Raw genomic sequence first — 13,955 nt, forward strand, 5'->3', positions numbered from 1 at the left:
TATGCCGCGCGGCGGCCGGGGGCAACAGCGGTGCAGTCCGGGCTTGCGCGCGCCGATCCTTCCCCCTATGTGGCCCCTTCCCGCGCGCCCGTAGCTCAGCTGGATAGAGCACCAGACTACGAATCTGGGGGCCGGAGGTTCGAATCCTTCCGGGCGCGCCAATCCCTTCCGAAGAGCCGGTCAGCGTGCGCCTGAAAGCTGCGCGCCATAGTCGCCCGAGAGGTGTCGGGTGAGGATGAAATCGCGCATCATCCTGAGATAGCCTTCCGGCTGGCGGGTGGAGAGGCGTTCGTCGTCGGCTGTGGTCTCGAACGCGTAGATGCCGTGCTCGGTGCCCGGGAAGATCGCGACGCGGATCGGCCGGCCGGCGGCGGCGAGGGCGTCGAGGCGGCGCGCGGTCTCGGCGCTGGGCGCGTCGATATCCTCCTCGGCCAGGATCCAGAGCTGCGGCACATCGAGGTTCCGAAGCACCGGCATCGGATCGTAATCGAGCTGGAGCCCGGCGAAGAGCGGCGGGCCGATCCGGCGCAGCTCCTCCTCGCTCTTCTGCATCAGGACATGGGTGACATCGCCGCGCACATGGCGGAACCAGGGCGCGGAGCCGTGGCGGCGGCGGGCCTCCTCCATCTGCGCGTAGCCGTCCTGGAAACCGGAGCGAAGCATCGTCAGCGAGGCCTCCGCGAAATCATTGGCCTGCGCGACCGCCGCCGGGCCGAAGCCGTGGCGGGAGACGCCATAGGCGATCGCCTCGCGCTCCTCGTCGGCCGGCGAGACGGCGAGGCCGAAGCACACGATCACGAAATCGACCGGCTCGATCCGCGCGGCGAGCGGCGCCACCCAGCCGCCCTGGCTCCCCGCCTGATAACCGACCGGCCCGGCGCGCCCGCCCGCCAGCCGCCGCGCCTCGCGCGCCGCGGCGACCGCGTCCAGCGCAAGCGTGAGATAATTCTGGGTATAGGCGCCGCCCGATCCCCCGGTGCCGCGCTTGTCATAGACGAACGCGCCGATCCCCATCGCCGGCAACAGCCGCTGGAGCGAATAGAGCTCGCGCGCCGAATCATGCTCCGATCCGTGGACCAGGACGACGATCGGCACCGGCCCGGCCCCGCGCGGAAGGACGAGGCGACCGGCGAGAGAAACCTCGCCGCTGCGGAAGCTGGTCTCGGTCGTATCGAAGTCGATCCTGCGTCCCTGCGTCCCGCCGAAACGGATGCCGCGATCGGCGCAGGGGGTGAAGGAAACAATGATGCCGGCCGGCCGGCCGGTCCAGCCGAGCGTGCTGCGATATTCGGGCCCGGGCCCAGACAGAAGGCCGGTCGTGCCGTCGAGCCTCCGCCAGCGCAGCGCCGTGCCCTCCGATGGCGCGACATCGACGATCGCACCGTCGGCGAGTCGATAGGTCCCGGCGCGACAATCGACAGGGGCGGCCGAAAGCGCCGAGGCCGCGCCCAGCCCGATGGCCAGCAAAAAGGCCACGTGTTTCAAAATCTTGAGCAGCATCGCCTGAGTGTATCATCCAGATACGACACCTTCAACCGTTCGCGGCGTGGGCGGGCAAGCTGGCCGAATGCTGACGGACATATTCATTCTTCCTTCAGTCACACTTCCGGATTAGGTGCGGCGAACCGTTCTTTCGGGAGGACGAAATGAGGGGGTTGAAGACGGCTCTGACGCTCGCGGCGGCGCTCATGCTCGGCGCGCCGGCGGCGATCGGACAAAGCGGCGGCACAGCGCCGACGGCGATCCAGGCCGGCCAGACCGCGCAGGGCGAGCTTTCGATGAACAGCGTGCAGCTGCCGTCGGGAAAGTATCAGGCCGTCTATGTCCTCGAGGGCCGGCGCGGGCAACGCGTCGCGCTCGATCTCCATTCCGAGGATTTCGATTCCTATCTCGTCGTCACCGGACCGGACGGGTTCAGCCTCGCCAATGACGATGCGCCGAACGGCGGCGATTCGCTCGACAGCCGGATCGTCGCGCAGCTTCCGGCCGACGGCGCCTACCGGATCGCCGTCACCACCTATCGGCCGGGGGAAACGGGCCGTTACCAGCTTCGCGCCTCGCTCCCGCCCGCGAACATGCCGGTCACGACCGCGGATCCGGCGCAGCCAATCCAGTTCGGCAGTGTCGTCACCGGGCGGCTGGCGCAGGGCGACGCCCGCATGGCGAGCGGCGAATTCACCGATCGTTATCGCTTCACCGCGCGGCGCGGCCAGCGCGTGCGGATCGATCTCACCGCGGCGAAGTTCGACACCTATCTGATCCTGCGTCACCCGGACGGCAGCCAGGACGACAATGACGACCGCCGCGATGAAAACGGCGAGACATCGCTCGACAGCCGCATCGACCGGGTCCTCCCGGAGGACGGCGAATATATTGTCACCGTGACCTCCTATCGCCCCGGCGCGACCGGCGAATATCGCCTCGCCGTTGGGCCAAGCCCCGGCGTCGCGCGCCAGAATGCGGTGCCGGGCGGCGCGCGGGTCATCGCGATCCTGGTGGGCGTATCCGACTATGGCGGCCGCACGTCGAACCTGCCCAACACGGATTCCGATGCGCGCGAGCTCTTCAACAGCCTTCGCGCCAGCGGCCTGCTCCACCCGGCGAGCATCCTGCTCACCAATGAGCAGGCGACGACCAAGGCGGTCCAGGATGCCTTTGCCCGTGCTTCGCGGGCGGCCGGGCCGAACGACCTCTTCCTCTTCTTCTTCTCCGGTCATGGCGACCAGGTCGACGTGCCGGTGAGCGCGGCCGAGCTGGACGGACGCAGCGAGACGATCGAGCTTCGCGACGCGGCGATGCGCGATGTCGAGCTCGGGCAGCTCTTCGATACCGTCCATGCGCGCATGGAGATGGTGGTGCTCGACAGCTGCTTTTCGGGGGGTTTCCGCAACCTCATCAACCGGCCGAATGTGATGGGCCTGTTCAGCTCCGAGGAGGATCTCACCAGCCTTGTCGCGAGCCGGTTCAAGGCCGGGGGTTTCCTCGCCTATTTCCTGCGCGAAGGGATGACCGGCGACGCCGACAGGGACGGCGACCGGCTGGTCACGGCCGGCGAGCTCGCCGATTATGTGCGGCGCCGGTTCCGGCGGGAGGGCGAGATCCCCGCCGACACGCGCGAGGAGGAGCATGGCACGCAGAATCTGATCGTCGAGCGCGGCGGTCTTCGCGTCGACGATGTCGTCGTGCGGCTCGCCGGCGGCGCCCAGCTTGCCGAGGCGACGCCGCAGCGCGCCGTGGTCCGCGCCGCGCCGCTCCCCGAGACCGACGTGAAGGCCACCGCCGGCGCCGGCACCCCCAAGCAGCGCTGAGCGGATGGGCGCGGGAGCGCGCCGGCGCGCCCGGCCCGGTTCCGCTTGACCCGAGGCGGCGCATCGCGGAAATGGCGCACATCCAGGACGGCCCCGTAGCTCAGCAGGATAGAGCAACTGATTCCTAATCAGTAGGCCACAGGTTCGAATCCTGTCGGGGTCACCATCCGTTCATCTTCACCGCGCAACCTGTTGATGTGTCGTCACATTCTCGGTGTGCTGCGTGGGAGGGGAAGACCGATGGATCCGCTGCCGAGCCGCCGGGCCGTGATCGCCGGCCTCATCGCCGCACCGTTGCTTGCAGGCTGCGCGAGGGATCGCGGCCTCTATCGCGCCTCGCACGATCCGGCCGGGACGCCGGTCGACTGGGATCGTGGGCGCGGATGCGACCGCCCGCAAGGCCTCCGTCGCGGGCGGCGCGACCGCCACGGGCGGACACGGGAGCGCGGCCCTCATCGGGAATGCGGGGACTATCGCTCCGCCGCCGAAGGCTATCCGGATACGCGCGGCGGATCGGCGCCGCCGCCGCTGCCCCCGCCGCCGCGCGTCCCTCGGACGCCGCACTAGTTTCCCTTCGCCACGCATCTGTGTATCCGCTTTCGGCCAAGGAGGCTCCGAATGGCGGAACAAGCTGATGCGTCGGACGACGGCGACCTCGTCGACGAACCGGGCAAGGTGCACGTGCCCGACGACGTCCAGGAGGCGATCCGCACCCTGATCCGATGGGCGGGCGACGACCCGGAGCGCGAGGGGCTGCGCGACACGCCGAAGCGGGTCGCGCGGGCGTGGCGGGAATATGCGCGGGGCTATGGCGAGGATCCCGCCCATCATCTCCGCCGCACCTTCGAGGAGGTCGGCGGCTATGACGAGATCGTTCTGCTCAAGGACATCCCGTTCCAGTCGCATTGCGAGCATCATCTGGCGCCGATCATCGGCAAGGCGGCGATCGCCTATCTGCCGGGCGACAAGGTGGTCGGCATCTCGAAGCTCGCGCGGGTGCTTCACGGCTTCGCCCGGCGGCTCCAGGTGCAGGAGCGGCTGACCGCGCAGGTGGCCGACTGCATCTGGGACAATCTGCAGCCGCAGGGCGTGGCGGTGGTGATCGAGGCGAGCCATGCCTGCATGACGGCGCGGGGCGTCAAGACTCCCGGCGTGATGATGACGACCAGCCGGATGATGGGCGTGTTCCGCGACGACGAGCGCAGCCGCCGCGAGGTGCTGGCGCTGATGGGTTACTGACCAAGACGAACGACAAGGCGGCTTGAACCGCCGGTTGAGACGGGCAGGGAGGAAGCGAATGGATCCGCAGCGCACGCCGCTTCGGCGGGTGGTGATGGCGAGCCTGATCGGCACGACCGTCGAATGGTATGATTTCTTCCTCTACGGCTCCGCCGCGGCGCTGGTCTTCAACCATCTCTTCTTTCCCACCGCCGATCCCGCGGTCGGGACATTGCTCTCCTTCGGCACCTACGCGCTCGGCTTCGTCGCCCGGCCCGTCGGCGGAATCGTCTTCGGCCATTATGGCGACCGGATCGGACGCAAGCGGCTCTTGATGCTCAGCCTCGTCCTGATGGGCATCTCGACCGTGCTGATCGGCCTTCTCCCCACTTACGCGCAGATCGGCATCTGGGCGCCGGCGCTGCTCGTCCTCCTGCGGCTGGTCCAGGGATTCGCGGTCGGCGGCGAATGGGGCGGGGCGGTGTTGATGGCGGCCGAGCATGGCGATGCGGCGCGGCGCGGCTTCTGGGCGAGCTGGCCGCAGGTCGGCGTGCCCGCCGGCAACCTGCTCGCCGCCGGAATGCTTGCGATCATGGCCGCCGTGCAGAGCGACGCCGACTTCCTGTCCTGGGGCTGGCGCCTGCCGTTCGTGCTGTCGGCGGTGCTTGTCGCGGTCGGCTGGTATATCCGCAACAAGGTGACAGAAAGCGCGGCGTTCGAGGAGGCGCTGGCCGAAGAAGGGCCGCCGAAGCTGCCGGCGATCGATGTGCTGCGCGAGCGGCCGGGCGCGGTGCTGACCGGCGCCGGGCTGCGGGTCGGCGAGAATGTCTGCTATTATGTGCTGACCGTCGTCTCGCTGACCTTCCTGGTCGATTTCTTCCATCAGAGCAAAAGCCTGGCGCTCAACGCGCTGCTGATCGGCGCCGCGGTGCAGCTGTTCGCCGTGCCCGCTTTCGCGCGGCTTTCCGACCGGATCGGCCGGCGGCCGGTCTATGCGATCGGCGGGTTCGGAATGGCGGCGTGGAGCTTCGCCTTCTTCCCGTTGCTGGCGAGCGGTGAGCCGGTCGCGATCACGCTGGCGCTGGTCGTCGGACTGGTGTTCCACGCCGCGATGTACGGGCCGCAGGCCGCGATGATCGCCGAGCTCTTCCCGACGCGGATCCGCTATTCGGGCGCGTCCATCGCCTACCAGCTGACCGCGATTGTCGCCGGATCGCTCGCGCCGCTCATCTCGGTCTGGCTCTATCACCGCTTCGGATCGGCGCATCCGGCGGCGATCTACGTCGCGATCTGCTGCGCGGTGAGCGGGCTCTCGGCATTGCTTGCGCGCGAGACGAAGGGCGTGCGACTGGAGGATATCCGCTAGGTCGGGCGGGCGGCCGTCCGGGCCGGCTCGCGGCGGCGCGGATCGAAGACGGGCAGGAAGAGCTGGACCAGCCAGCCGATGGACACCGCGTAGAGCAGCGTCCCGATCCCGATGGTGCCGCCGAGCAGCCAGCCGGCGCCCAGCGCGGACAATTCGATCGCGGTGCGGATCAGACGCACCGACAGTCCCGAGCGACGCACCAGCCCCATCATCAGCCCGTCGCGCGGGCCGGGGCCGAGATGGGCGCCGATATAGGCGCCGGTCGCCGCGCCGTTCAGCACGATCCCGGCGATGAGCATCGCGTAGCGTGCCGCCAGGCCCGCGGGCGACCCGATCAGCGCGAGCGCCGCATCCGCGGCCAGGCCGATGGCGACGACGTTGCTGATCGTGCCGATGCCGGGCCGCTCGCGCAGCGGAATCCACAGCAGCAGCACGGCCGCGCCGGTGATGATGACGACCGTGCCGAAGCTCAGCCCGGAATGGCGCGCCGCCCCCTGATGGAACACGCCCCAGGGATCGAGCCCGAGATCGGGCCGGACCATGAGCGCCGTCGAAACGCCATAGAGGAGGAGGCCCGCATAGAGCTGGGCCAGGCGGCGGATCATTCGTCGCGTCAGCCCGAAGGCATCACCAGATATTGCTCGAACCGGCCCGCGCCGCCCTGCTCGGCATAGGTGACGATGGTGAGCTGGCGCCCCTCGTAACTCACCCGGTAGTTGCGGTTGACGAAGCCGCCGCGAAGCCGCGCCGGGCCGGTCGCGACGAAGCTGTCGGGCTCCCCGAGCGGCGCAAGGCTCGACTGATAGTCGTGCTGGACCTCGTCGGTGAAATAATGGTTGGCGTCCTCGAGAAGGAGGCTTCGATCGAGCGTCCCGGCGCGCAGCTGATCATAGACCCGCCGCGCGGTGGCAAGGGCGGCGGCATCGCCGGCGCTGCCTTGCGGATGAAGGATGTCGATGATGCCGCGCGCGATCTGTTCATGGGCGTCGCCGAACCAGGCGTTGACCAGAACGACGACCGCTTCGCGATCCTCCGGAAAAACGATGTTGGTCGACAGGAAGCCGACCGCCTCGCCGCCGTGCAGCACGGCGTGATGGCCGGCAATGTCCGCGAACTGGACGCCGAGCCCGTAATTGGTCGCCATGCCGTTGTTGAGCCGGATCGCGGTCTCCTGCTCCTGCCAGTCGCGCGCCGGAAGCAGCTCGCGGTTGATCCGGGCGATGTCCCAGCGGGCGAGATCGGCGGCGGTCATCGAAAGCTCGCCGGCGGCGAAGAGCCAGCCGCGCGCCGGCGGCGTTTCCACCCGCACCGGCCCGAGCGCAGCGCGGCGATAGCCCGCCGGGAAGCCGGGACCCTGGGCCAGATCCTGGTCGATCGGATGCATGCCGAGCGGGCGGAAGATGTTCTGCTGAAGGAATTCGAGCAGCGGCTGGCGCGCGACGCGCTCGACGATCATGCCGGCGACGACATAGCCGGTGTTCGAATATTGCCATTGGGCGCCGGGTTCGAAATCGAGCGGGCGTTTGCCCCAACGATCGACGATCCCCTGTGGCGTGATCGGGGTCGCCATCGCCGCCGGGCTGAAATCCTGCGGCCAATAATCCTGCAGGCCCGACGTGTGGCTGAGCAGCTGGCGGATGGTGATGCGATCGCCGCCGGTGATTCCGGGCACGTAGCGCGACACGGTGTCGTCGAGCGACAGGCGGCGGCGATCGCGCAGCAGCAGGATCGCGGCGGCGGTGAACTGCTTGGAGATGGAGGCGATCTGGTAGCGCGCGTCCGGGGTCGCGACCGGCATGGTCGGCGATTGCGTGCCATAGGCGCGGGTGAAGACGATCTGCCCGCCCCGGACGACCGCGATCGAGGCGGAGGGGACGCCGGTGGAGGTCAGCGCGTCGTGGACGAGCCGGTCGATCCGCGCCTGCTCGTCGGCGCTGAATTGCTGCGCGTGGGCCGGCAGCGCCGCGATGGCGAGAAACAGGGCGAAGAGCGCGCGCAGCTTGATCATGAAGGTCCCCCGGATCGGCGATGCCGCCTGATAGGGCAGGGGAGGCCCCAAAGGAAAGAGCCGCCCGCGCCTGGACGCGGACGGCTCCTCGATTTGCTTGACCCTGAGTGGCTCAGGCCTCGTCCGAGGCCTCGCCCTCGGTCGCTTCGGCGGCGGGCGCCTCGGCCGGCTCGGGGGCGATCTCGCCGGGTTCGAGACCCTCGATCCGCTCCTCGGTGAAGCCCGAAACGTCCTGTTCGAACATTTCGGCGAGCACGTCCTTGCCCTGCGCCTGCATCTCGGCCTCTTCGGGCGAGCGCGCGACATTGACCTGGATCGTGACCGACACTTCCGGGTGGAGCGCGATCTTCACGTCGTTGAGGCCGATCGTCTTGATCGGGCGATCGAGCACGATCTGGTTCTTCGGCACCTTGTGGCCCTCGGCCTCGAGCGCTTCGGCCAGATCGCGGGCGGAGACCGATCCGTAGAGCTGGCCGGTGTTGGAGGCCTGACGGATGAGCTGGATCTTCAGCCCGTCGATCGTCTTGGCTTCCTTCTCGGCGCCGGCGCGACGCTCGGCGTTCTGGGCCTCGATCTTCTCGCGATTGGCTTCGAAGACCTTGCGGTTGCTCTCGTTGGCGCGAAGGGCCTTGCCGCGGGGAAGGAGGAAGTTGCGGGCATAGCCGTTCTTCACCTTCACCACGTCGCCGATGGTGCCGAGCTTCTCGATTCGTTCGAGCAGGATGACGTCCATGTCGATGCCCTCCTTACTTCACGATGTAGGGCAGCAGGCCGATATGGCGGGCGCGCTTGATCGCCTTCGCCAGCTCGCGCTGCTTCTTGGTGGAAACCGCGGTGATGCGGCTCGGGACGATCTTGCCCCGCTCGGACACGAAGCCCTGGAGCAGGCGGACATCCTTGTAATCGATCTTCGGCGCATCCTTGCCCGAGAAGGGGCAGGACTTGCGGCGGCGGAAAAATGGGCGTGCCATCGTGTCGTGCCTCCTCTTAAGCTTCGAAATCGTCGCGGTTGCGACGCGGACGATCCTCGCGATCCCCGCGCGGACCGCGATCGCCGCGGTCGTCACGGTCGCGCTTGTCGCCGCGACGCATCATCACCGACGGGCCGGCCTCATGCGCATCGACCTTGATGGTCATGTAGCGGATCACGTCCTCGTTGATCTGCGTCTGGCGCTCGAGCTCCGCGACGACCGGCGCCGGCGCTTCGAAATCGAGCGCGACATAATGGGCCTTGCGGTTCTTGGCGATGCGATAGGCGAGGTTGCGGAGACCCCAGGTCTCGGTCTTGACGACCTTGCCGCCATTGTCCTCGATGATCTTGGTGGCGGTTTCCGCCAGCGCGTCGACCTGGGCCTGGGCCAGATCCTGACGCGCGAGAAACACATGCTCGTAAAGAGCCATGCTCACGCATTCCTTCTTTTGGCCGATCGCTGACGCCGCCCAGTGCGGACGCCCCTCCGGCTGTCGTCTCAAACGTAAACCGGGGCGCTAAGGCAGGTGCCTTCGCCCCGGAGCGGCCGCATGTGGCCGAAAGCGCGGGAGAAATCAAGTCCGCGCGGGAGAGGCGCGCAACGGGCCGGACTCAGTAGCTGCCGCTCGCGCCGCCGCCGCCGCTCGATCCGCCGCCGCTGTCGTACCCCGAATCCCATGACGAGGACGAAGACGAGCTGCTGCCCCAATCCGAGCTGCTGCCGCTCGACCATCCCGAGGAGGAGCCATAGGAGGAAGCGGAATAGCCAGAGGACGGCCGGGACTCCTTCGCGCACCTGGCCCGATATTCTCGCATCCTCTCCTCTTCCTTCGCCTTTTCCCTGGCGAGGAAGTCGGCATAATAATCCTCGAAGGTCGCGAAGGGGGTGCGGCCTTGTGCCTTCTGCTTTTCCCACTGGCGCTTCAGGCGCGTCTTGCGTCGCTCCTCTTCAAGGATGTCTTTGCGCTCCCGCTCCGCCTCTTCCTTTTTGCTGCTTCGCTCTTCGTAGACGACGATGGCGATCAACCCCAGGACGATGAGGGCCGGAATTCCGATCAGGAGGATCGTGCCCCATGAAGGACCGCGGCTGGATTGAGCCTCTGCGGCCGCAAGCGTCAGGGCGCGGGCCTCGGCCGGGTCGAGCGCCGCCGCGGCCATGATCCGGTCGGCGCCGTCCGAAAGGGCGCCGGCGATGTCGCCCCGACGAAGCGCGGGCGTGATCGTCTCGGCGATGATCTGGCGGGAAAGCGCATCGGTCAGCACGCCTTCCAGACCGTAGCCGACCTCGATGCGGACCTTGCGCTCGTTCGGCGCGAGCAGCAGGACCACGCCGTCATCGGCCCCGGCACGGCCAATTCCCCAGTGGCGCTGCAGGCCATTGGCATAATCTTCGATCGTCTGGCCCTCCAGGCTGGGGACGGTGACGACGGCGAGCTGGTGGCCGCTGGAATGGACCCAGCCGACGATGCGGTCGTTGAGCTCGGCCTCCTGTGCGTCCGGGATGACGCCGGCGGCATCGACCACCGCCGCCCGGCCACGGTCGGGAAAGCTGGGCTCCGCGGCGCGGGCCGGCGCGACACCGATGCAGAAGCTGAGCAAGGCGGCAATCAGCCAAAGGCGCATCGGAAAAGCTCCCCCCAGACCATCCCGGCGGCAAGACTAGCATTGTTGGCTGTCCCTGTCTTGCGCATCGCGCCGCCCGCTCCTACCAGCCCGCGCCACAGGAGGACCCACATGCGCGCATTCATTTTCCCGGGGCAGGGGAGCCAGTCGGTCGGCATGGGCAAGGCGCTCGCGGAAGCGAGCTCCGAGGCCCGCGACGTGTTCGCCGAGGTGGACGAGGCGCTGGGGCAGCATCTGTTCCGGCTGATGGGCGAGGGGCCGATCGAGGAGCTGACGCTGACCGAAAACGCACAGCCGGCGATCATGGCCAATGCGATCGCGACGCTGCGCGCATCGGGCATCGACCTTGCGGACAAGGCGGATTTCGTCGCCGGGCACAGCCTCGGCGAATATAGCGCCTTGTGCGCCGCCGGCACCTTCGATCTCGCCACCACGGCCCGGCTTCTGAAGCTGCGCGGGCAGGCGATGCAGGCGGCGGTGCCGGTGGGCGAAGGCGCGATGGCCGCGCTGCTCGGCGCCAATCTCGCCACCGCCCAGGCGATCGCCGATGCGGCCGCCGAGGGGGAGGTCTGCGCGGTCGCCAACGACAATGATCCGTCGCAGGTCGTGATCTCCGGCGCGAAGGCGGCGGTCGAGCGAGCGCTCGGAATTGCGAAGGAAATGGGCGCGAAGCGGGCGATCCTGCTCCCTGTCTCCGCGCCGTTCCACAGCCCTTTGATGCAGCCGGCCGCCGATGCGATGGCGGCGGCGCTGGCCGACGTGGCGATCCTGGAGCCGGTCGTGCCGCTCTACGCCAACGTCACCGCCGCGCCGGTCGCCGTGCCCGCGGATATCAGCGATCTCCTCGTCGCCCAGGTCACCGGCATGGTCCGCTGGCGCGAAAGCGTCGCCAACATGGCGGAGGTTGGCGTGACCCATTTCGTCGAACTTGGCGCCAAGGTCCTCACCCCCATGGTCAAACGCATCGCCCCCGACGTCGAGGTCACCAGCGTCGTGACGATCGAGGATGTCGAAGCCCTGGTGAAGGCATTATAGGGACGACTATCGACCCTTCCGCGTCTTCTCCTTCTTCTCCGCGCCTCCGCGTGAACGCCCCTTCTTTCGGAGCCTGATACATGTTCGATCTTACTGGAATGACAGCCCTCGTGACCGGTGCTTCGGGGGGGATCGGGTCGGCGATCGCGCGGGCGCTTGCCGCGCAGGGGGCGCGGTTGGCCCTGTCCGGCTCCAATGCGGACAAGCTGGAGGCGTTTCGAGGCGAGCTTGGCGGCGATCATGTCGCCTTGGCCTGCGACCTTGCCGACGCGTCGCAGGTTGACGCGCTGGTCCCGCGCGCCGTCGAGACGCTTGGGCAGCTCGACATCCTCGTCAACAATGCCGGCGTCACCCGTGACAATCTCGCCATGCGGATGAAGGACGAGGAGTGGGATACGGTGATCCGGGTCAATCTGGAGGCCGCGTTCCGGCTCGCGCGCGCGGCGCTGAAGCCGATGATGCGCGCGCGCTACGGGCGGATCATCTCGATCACGTCGGTAGTCGGCGCGACCGGCAATCCGGGTCAGGCGAACTATGCCGCATCGAAGGGCGGGCTCACCGCCATGTCGAAGGCGCTGGCGGCCGAGGTCGCCTCGCGCGGGATCACGGTCAACACGATCGCGCCCGGCTTCATCCGATCGGCGATGACGGACGTGCTGCCGGAAGCGCAGAAGGAGGCGCTGCTCGGCCGCATCCCCGCTGGGCGCCTTGGCGAGGGCGAGGATATCGGCGCCGCGGCCGTCTACCTCGCCAGCCGCGAGGCGGGCTATGTCACGGGAGCGACGCTCCATGTGAACGGCGGGATGGCCATGCTCTGATCCGCGCCCGGCCGGCGCCGTCGAGGACGAGCGCGCGGCGGATGGCGAGGGCAAGGACGATCGCCGCGGTCGCCTGGCCGATCGGGATCAGGGTCAGGGTCGCGACCTGCCGCGCGAACAGCGGCGCGCACCAGACGAAGGCGAGCAGGCTTTTTTCCCAGCCGAGGACGCCGCGATCGAGGCCGTCGCGGACCAGGAAGGCCGCGCCGATGCCGAGCACGACATAGTCATAGTCGAGCACATAGGGGGTTGAGAGGATCGCGGCGGCGCAGGCGGCGGCGTTGCGGAGCGCCGGAGCGCTGGTGCGGGTCAACCACAGCGCCGCGCCGATCGCCGCCAAAGTCGCTGCGCCCTGCACCGCATAAGCGAGCGGGACGTCGCCGCCCCACATCCGGACCATCGCGAAGGGGCTCTGGATCTTGCCCCATCCGGTCGCGCCGCTTTCGATCACGACCGAACGGGTCAGCGGGAGCGAATGCACGAAGGCCTCCCACACCGGCGCGCCCCACAAGGCGAGGCTCGCGGCGATCAGCGCGAGCGCGGCGGCGGTGGCGCCGGCAAAGGCCCTGCGGTGGCCGCCGACGAGGAGCAGCGGCGGGATCAGCAGCCCGAATTGCGGCTTGTAGACCAGCGCGCCGAGCATGAGGCCCGCCAGGATCGGCCGTCGATCGAGCAGGAACAGGCCGCCGCCGAGCAGCGCGGCGGTCAGGAATCCGTTCTGCCCGTGGCCGAGGCAGATGAACACGACCGGCGCCCCGAGCGCGATGAGCAGCGCCCGGCGGCCGGGCAGGATGGCGCGCACCAGCGCGGCGCTGGCCGCCAATGTCGTCGCCTGCCACGCCAGCAATGCCGTGACGTAAGGGAGAAGGGCCAGAAGGGCGGCGAGGATCAGGAAGGGCGGCGGATAGTGCCAGCCATAGAAGGGGACGTGCGGATCGTGATGCACCGCCTGCTGCACGGCATAGTGGCTCGGCCAGTCCCACGCCGCCGCGGCCCGCCCTTCGAGCGCCATCCGGCCGGCGGCATAGACGTCCGAGAAATCGGTGCCGAGCGGCCGGCCCCATGCGTCCAGCGTCCCGTGCGCGGTCGCGAACAGCCAGGCGAAGGCCGCGAGGCCGACGGCGAGCGAGGCGATCGCGGCGGCGCGCATCCGCTCCGCCGTCAGCCAGGATCCCTCGGCCAGCGCAGTCCACATGGGCATGGCTATGCCCGCCGAGGCGGGAAGAAAGCGTTAACGATGTTGGCGTCCTCGTCCGACCAGCCCCTTGCGCTCGACGGGTGCGAGGCGCTAGGGCAAGCGGCAAGCAACACGATACCTGCTAGGGAAAGGTAAGCTATGAGCGAGACTGCCGACCGCGTGAAGAGAATCGTCGTCGAGCATCTGGGCGTCGAGACCGACAAGGTCACGGAGGAAGCGAGCTTCATCGACGATCTCGGCGCGGACAGCCTCGACATCGTCGAGCTGGTCATGGCGTTCGAGGAAGAGTTCGGGGTCGAGATCCCGGACGATGCCGCGGAGAAGATCACGACGGTCAAGGACGCGATCGACTATATCGACCAGAGCAAGGCCTGACCGGCCGGGCCTTCCGCCTCTTGCGGCGGGAACGAG

General features: G+C 68.5%; 15 protein-coding genes and 2 tRNA genes. 9 read left to right on the forward strand and 8 right to left on the reverse strand.

What is annotated here, in order from left to right; genetic code table 11:
• The first annotated feature begins 84 nt into the window (after window positions 1–84).
• Window positions 85–161 (forward strand) — tRNA-Arg (locus tag FRZ32_RS11790).
• A 19-nt stretch (window positions 162–180) separates the two neighbouring features.
• Here FRZ32_RS11790 and FRZ32_RS11795 read toward each other — a convergent pair.
• Window positions 181–1,476: an alpha/beta hydrolase family protein gene (locus tag FRZ32_RS11795; RefSeq protein WP_205008269.1), complete on the reverse strand. Its 1,296-nt coding sequence runs from the start codon at window positions 1,474–1,476 to the stop codon at window positions 181–183.
• 170 nt (window positions 1,477–1,646) lie between these two features.
• On the opposite strand from FRZ32_RS11795, the gene FRZ32_RS11800 reads away from it, so the two are divergent.
• The 5 genes from FRZ32_RS11800 (at window position 1,647) to FRZ32_RS11820 (ending at window position 5,892) form a co-directional block, all read left to right on the forward strand.
• Window positions 1,647–3,308, forward strand: a complete 1,662-nt coding sequence (locus FRZ32_RS11800) for a pre-peptidase C-terminal domain-containing protein (protein ID WP_147043680.1) — start codon at window positions 1,647–1,649, stop codon at window positions 3,306–3,308.
• Between the two features lie 89 nt (window positions 3,309–3,397).
• Window positions 3,398–3,474, forward strand: a tRNA-Arg gene (locus tag FRZ32_RS11805).
• 74 nt (window positions 3,475–3,548) lie between these two features.
• Window positions 3,549–3,875 (forward strand): hypothetical protein, encoded by a 327-nt coding sequence (locus FRZ32_RS11810; protein WP_147043681.1) that lies wholly within the window; start codon window positions 3,549–3,551, stop codon window positions 3,873–3,875.
• A 51-nt stretch (window positions 3,876–3,926) separates the two neighbouring features.
• The gene (gene folE / locus FRZ32_RS11815) at window positions 3,927–4,547 is read left to right on the forward strand and encodes a GTP cyclohydrolase I FolE (protein WP_147043682.1); all 621 of its coding nucleotides are present in this window, start codon (window positions 3,927–3,929) and stop codon (window positions 4,545–4,547) included.
• Window positions 4,548–4,605: 58 nt separating this feature from the next.
• Complete coding sequence (locus FRZ32_RS11820; protein ID WP_147043683.1) at window positions 4,606–5,892, forward strand: MFS transporter; 1,287 nt, start codon at window positions 4,606–4,608, stop codon at window positions 5,890–5,892.
• On the opposite strand, the gene yczE is transcribed toward FRZ32_RS11820, so the two are convergent.
• The 6 genes from yczE to FRZ32_RS11850 all read right to left on the reverse strand — a co-directional run bounded on the left by yczE (window position 5,889) and on the right by FRZ32_RS11850 (window position 10,493).
• Window positions 5,889–6,497 carry a membrane protein YczE gene (yczE, locus tag FRZ32_RS11825; protein ID WP_147043684.1) on the reverse strand — a complete coding sequence of 203 codons (609 nt, stop codon included), beginning with the start codon at window positions 6,495–6,497 and terminating at the stop codon, window positions 5,889–5,891. The two genes, FRZ32_RS11820 and yczE, sit on opposite strands and share 4 nt — an antisense overlap.
• Window positions 6,498–6,505: 8 nt before the next feature.
• The gene (locus FRZ32_RS11830; protein ID WP_147043685.1) at window positions 6,506–7,900 is read right to left on the reverse strand and encodes a serine hydrolase domain-containing protein; all 1,395 of its coding nucleotides are present in this window, start codon (window positions 7,898–7,900) and stop codon (window positions 6,506–6,508) included.
• Window positions 7,901–8,012: 112 nt separating this feature from the next.
• Window positions 8,013–8,633: a 50S ribosomal protein L9 gene (rplI, locus tag FRZ32_RS11835; protein WP_147043686.1), complete on the reverse strand. Its 621-nt coding sequence runs from the start codon at window positions 8,631–8,633 to the stop codon at window positions 8,013–8,015.
• Window positions 8,634–8,646: 13 nt separating this feature from the next.
• Entirely contained in the window at window positions 8,647–8,871 is a 225-nt protein-coding gene (gene rpsR / locus FRZ32_RS11840; RefSeq protein ID WP_147043687.1) for a 30S ribosomal protein S18, read from the reverse strand.
• A 16-nt stretch (window positions 8,872–8,887) separates the two neighbouring features.
• Window positions 8,888–9,301 carry a 30S ribosomal protein S6 gene (gene rpsF, locus FRZ32_RS11845; protein ID WP_147044458.1) on the reverse strand — a complete coding sequence of 138 codons (414 nt, stop codon included), beginning with the start codon at window positions 9,299–9,301 and terminating at the stop codon, window positions 8,888–8,890.
• 181 nt (window positions 9,302–9,482) lie between these two features.
• Entirely contained in the window at window positions 9,483–10,493 is a 1,011-nt protein-coding gene (locus FRZ32_RS11850) for a TPM domain-containing protein (RefSeq protein ID WP_147043688.1), read from the reverse strand.
• 111 nt (window positions 10,494–10,604) lie between these two features.
• Here FRZ32_RS11850 and fabD point away from each other — a divergent pair, with 111 nt between their 5' ends.
• Window positions 10,605–11,528 carry an ACP S-malonyltransferase gene (fabD, locus tag FRZ32_RS11855; protein WP_147043689.1) on the forward strand — a complete coding sequence of 308 codons (924 nt, stop codon included), beginning with the start codon at window positions 10,605–10,607 and terminating at the stop codon, window positions 11,526–11,528.
• 80 nt (window positions 11,529–11,608) lie between these two features.
• Complete coding sequence (gene fabG, locus FRZ32_RS11860; protein ID WP_147043690.1) at window positions 11,609–12,346, forward strand: 3-oxoacyl-[acyl-carrier-protein] reductase; 738 nt, start codon at window positions 11,609–11,611, stop codon at window positions 12,344–12,346.
• Here the strand turns inward: fabG and FRZ32_RS11865 are convergent.
• Complete coding sequence (locus FRZ32_RS11865) at window positions 12,300–13,547, reverse strand: glycosyltransferase family 87 protein (protein WP_243445281.1); 1,248 nt, start codon at window positions 13,545–13,547, stop codon at window positions 12,300–12,302. The two genes, fabG and FRZ32_RS11865, sit on opposite strands and share 47 nt — an antisense overlap.
• A gap of 135 nt (window positions 13,548–13,682) precedes the next feature.
• On the opposite strand from FRZ32_RS11865, the gene FRZ32_RS11870 reads away from it, so the two are divergent.
• Window positions 13,683–13,919 carry an acyl carrier protein gene (locus FRZ32_RS11870; RefSeq protein WP_147043692.1) on the forward strand — a complete coding sequence of 79 codons (237 nt, stop codon included), beginning with the start codon at window positions 13,683–13,685 and terminating at the stop codon, window positions 13,917–13,919.
• Window positions 13,920–13,955: the final 36 nt, after the last annotated feature.

It is taken from the genome of Sphingosinicella ginsenosidimutans (genome assembly GCF_007995055.1).
In the GTDB taxonomy this organism is placed as follows: domain Bacteria; phylum Pseudomonadota; class Alphaproteobacteria; order Sphingomonadales; family Sphingomonadaceae; genus Allosphingosinicella; species Allosphingosinicella ginsenosidimutans.

Bases quoted from the DNA above. Each gene is read 5' to 3' on its own strand.
- FRZ32_RS11810 (WP_147043681.1), top strand. From the start codon at position 3,549: ATGGATCCGCTGCCGAGCCGCCGGGCCGTGATCGCCGGCCTCATCGCC.
- rpsR (WP_147043687.1), bottom strand. From the start codon at position 8,871: ATGGCACGCCCATTTTTCCGCCGCCGCAAGTCCTGCCCCTTCTCGGGC.
- fabG (WP_147043690.1), top strand. From the start codon at position 11,609: ATGTTCGATCTTACTGGAATGACAGCCCTCGTGACCGGTGCTTCGGGG.
- rpsF (WP_147044458.1), bottom strand. From the start codon at position 9,301: ATGGCTCTTTACGAGCATGTGTTTCTCGCGCGTCAGGATCTGGCCCAG.
- rplI (WP_147043686.1), bottom strand. From the start codon at position 8,633: ATGGACGTCATCCTGCTCGAACGAATCGAGAAGCTCGGCACCATCGGC.
- FRZ32_RS11830 (WP_147043685.1), bottom strand. From the start codon at position 7,900: ATGATCAAGCTGCGCGCGCTCTTCGCCCTGTTTCTCGCCATCGCGGCG.
- yczE (WP_147043684.1), bottom strand. From the start codon at position 6,497: ATGATCCGCCGCCTGGCCCAGCTCTATGCGGGCCTCCTCCTCTATGGC.
- FRZ32_RS11870 (WP_147043692.1), top strand. From the start codon at position 13,683: ATGAGCGAGACTGCCGACCGCGTGAAGAGAATCGTCGTCGAGCATCTG.
- FRZ32_RS11820 (WP_147043683.1), top strand. From the start codon at position 4,606: ATGGATCCGCAGCGCACGCCGCTTCGGCGGGTGGTGATGGCGAGCCTG.
- fabD (WP_147043689.1), top strand. From the start codon at position 10,605: ATGCGCGCATTCATTTTCCCGGGGCAGGGGAGCCAGTCGGTCGGCATG.
- FRZ32_RS11865 (WP_243445281.1), bottom strand. From the start codon at position 13,547: ATGCCCATGTGGACTGCGCTGGCCGAGGGATCCTGGCTGACGGCGGAG.
- FRZ32_RS11850 (WP_147043688.1), bottom strand. From the start codon at position 10,493: ATGCGCCTTTGGCTGATTGCCGCCTTGCTCAGCTTCTGCATCGGTGTC.
- FRZ32_RS11800 (WP_147043680.1), top strand. From the start codon at position 1,647: ATGAGGGGGTTGAAGACGGCTCTGACGCTCGCGGCGGCGCTCATGCTC.
- folE (WP_147043682.1), top strand. From the start codon at position 3,927: ATGGCGGAACAAGCTGATGCGTCGGACGACGGCGACCTCGTCGACGAA.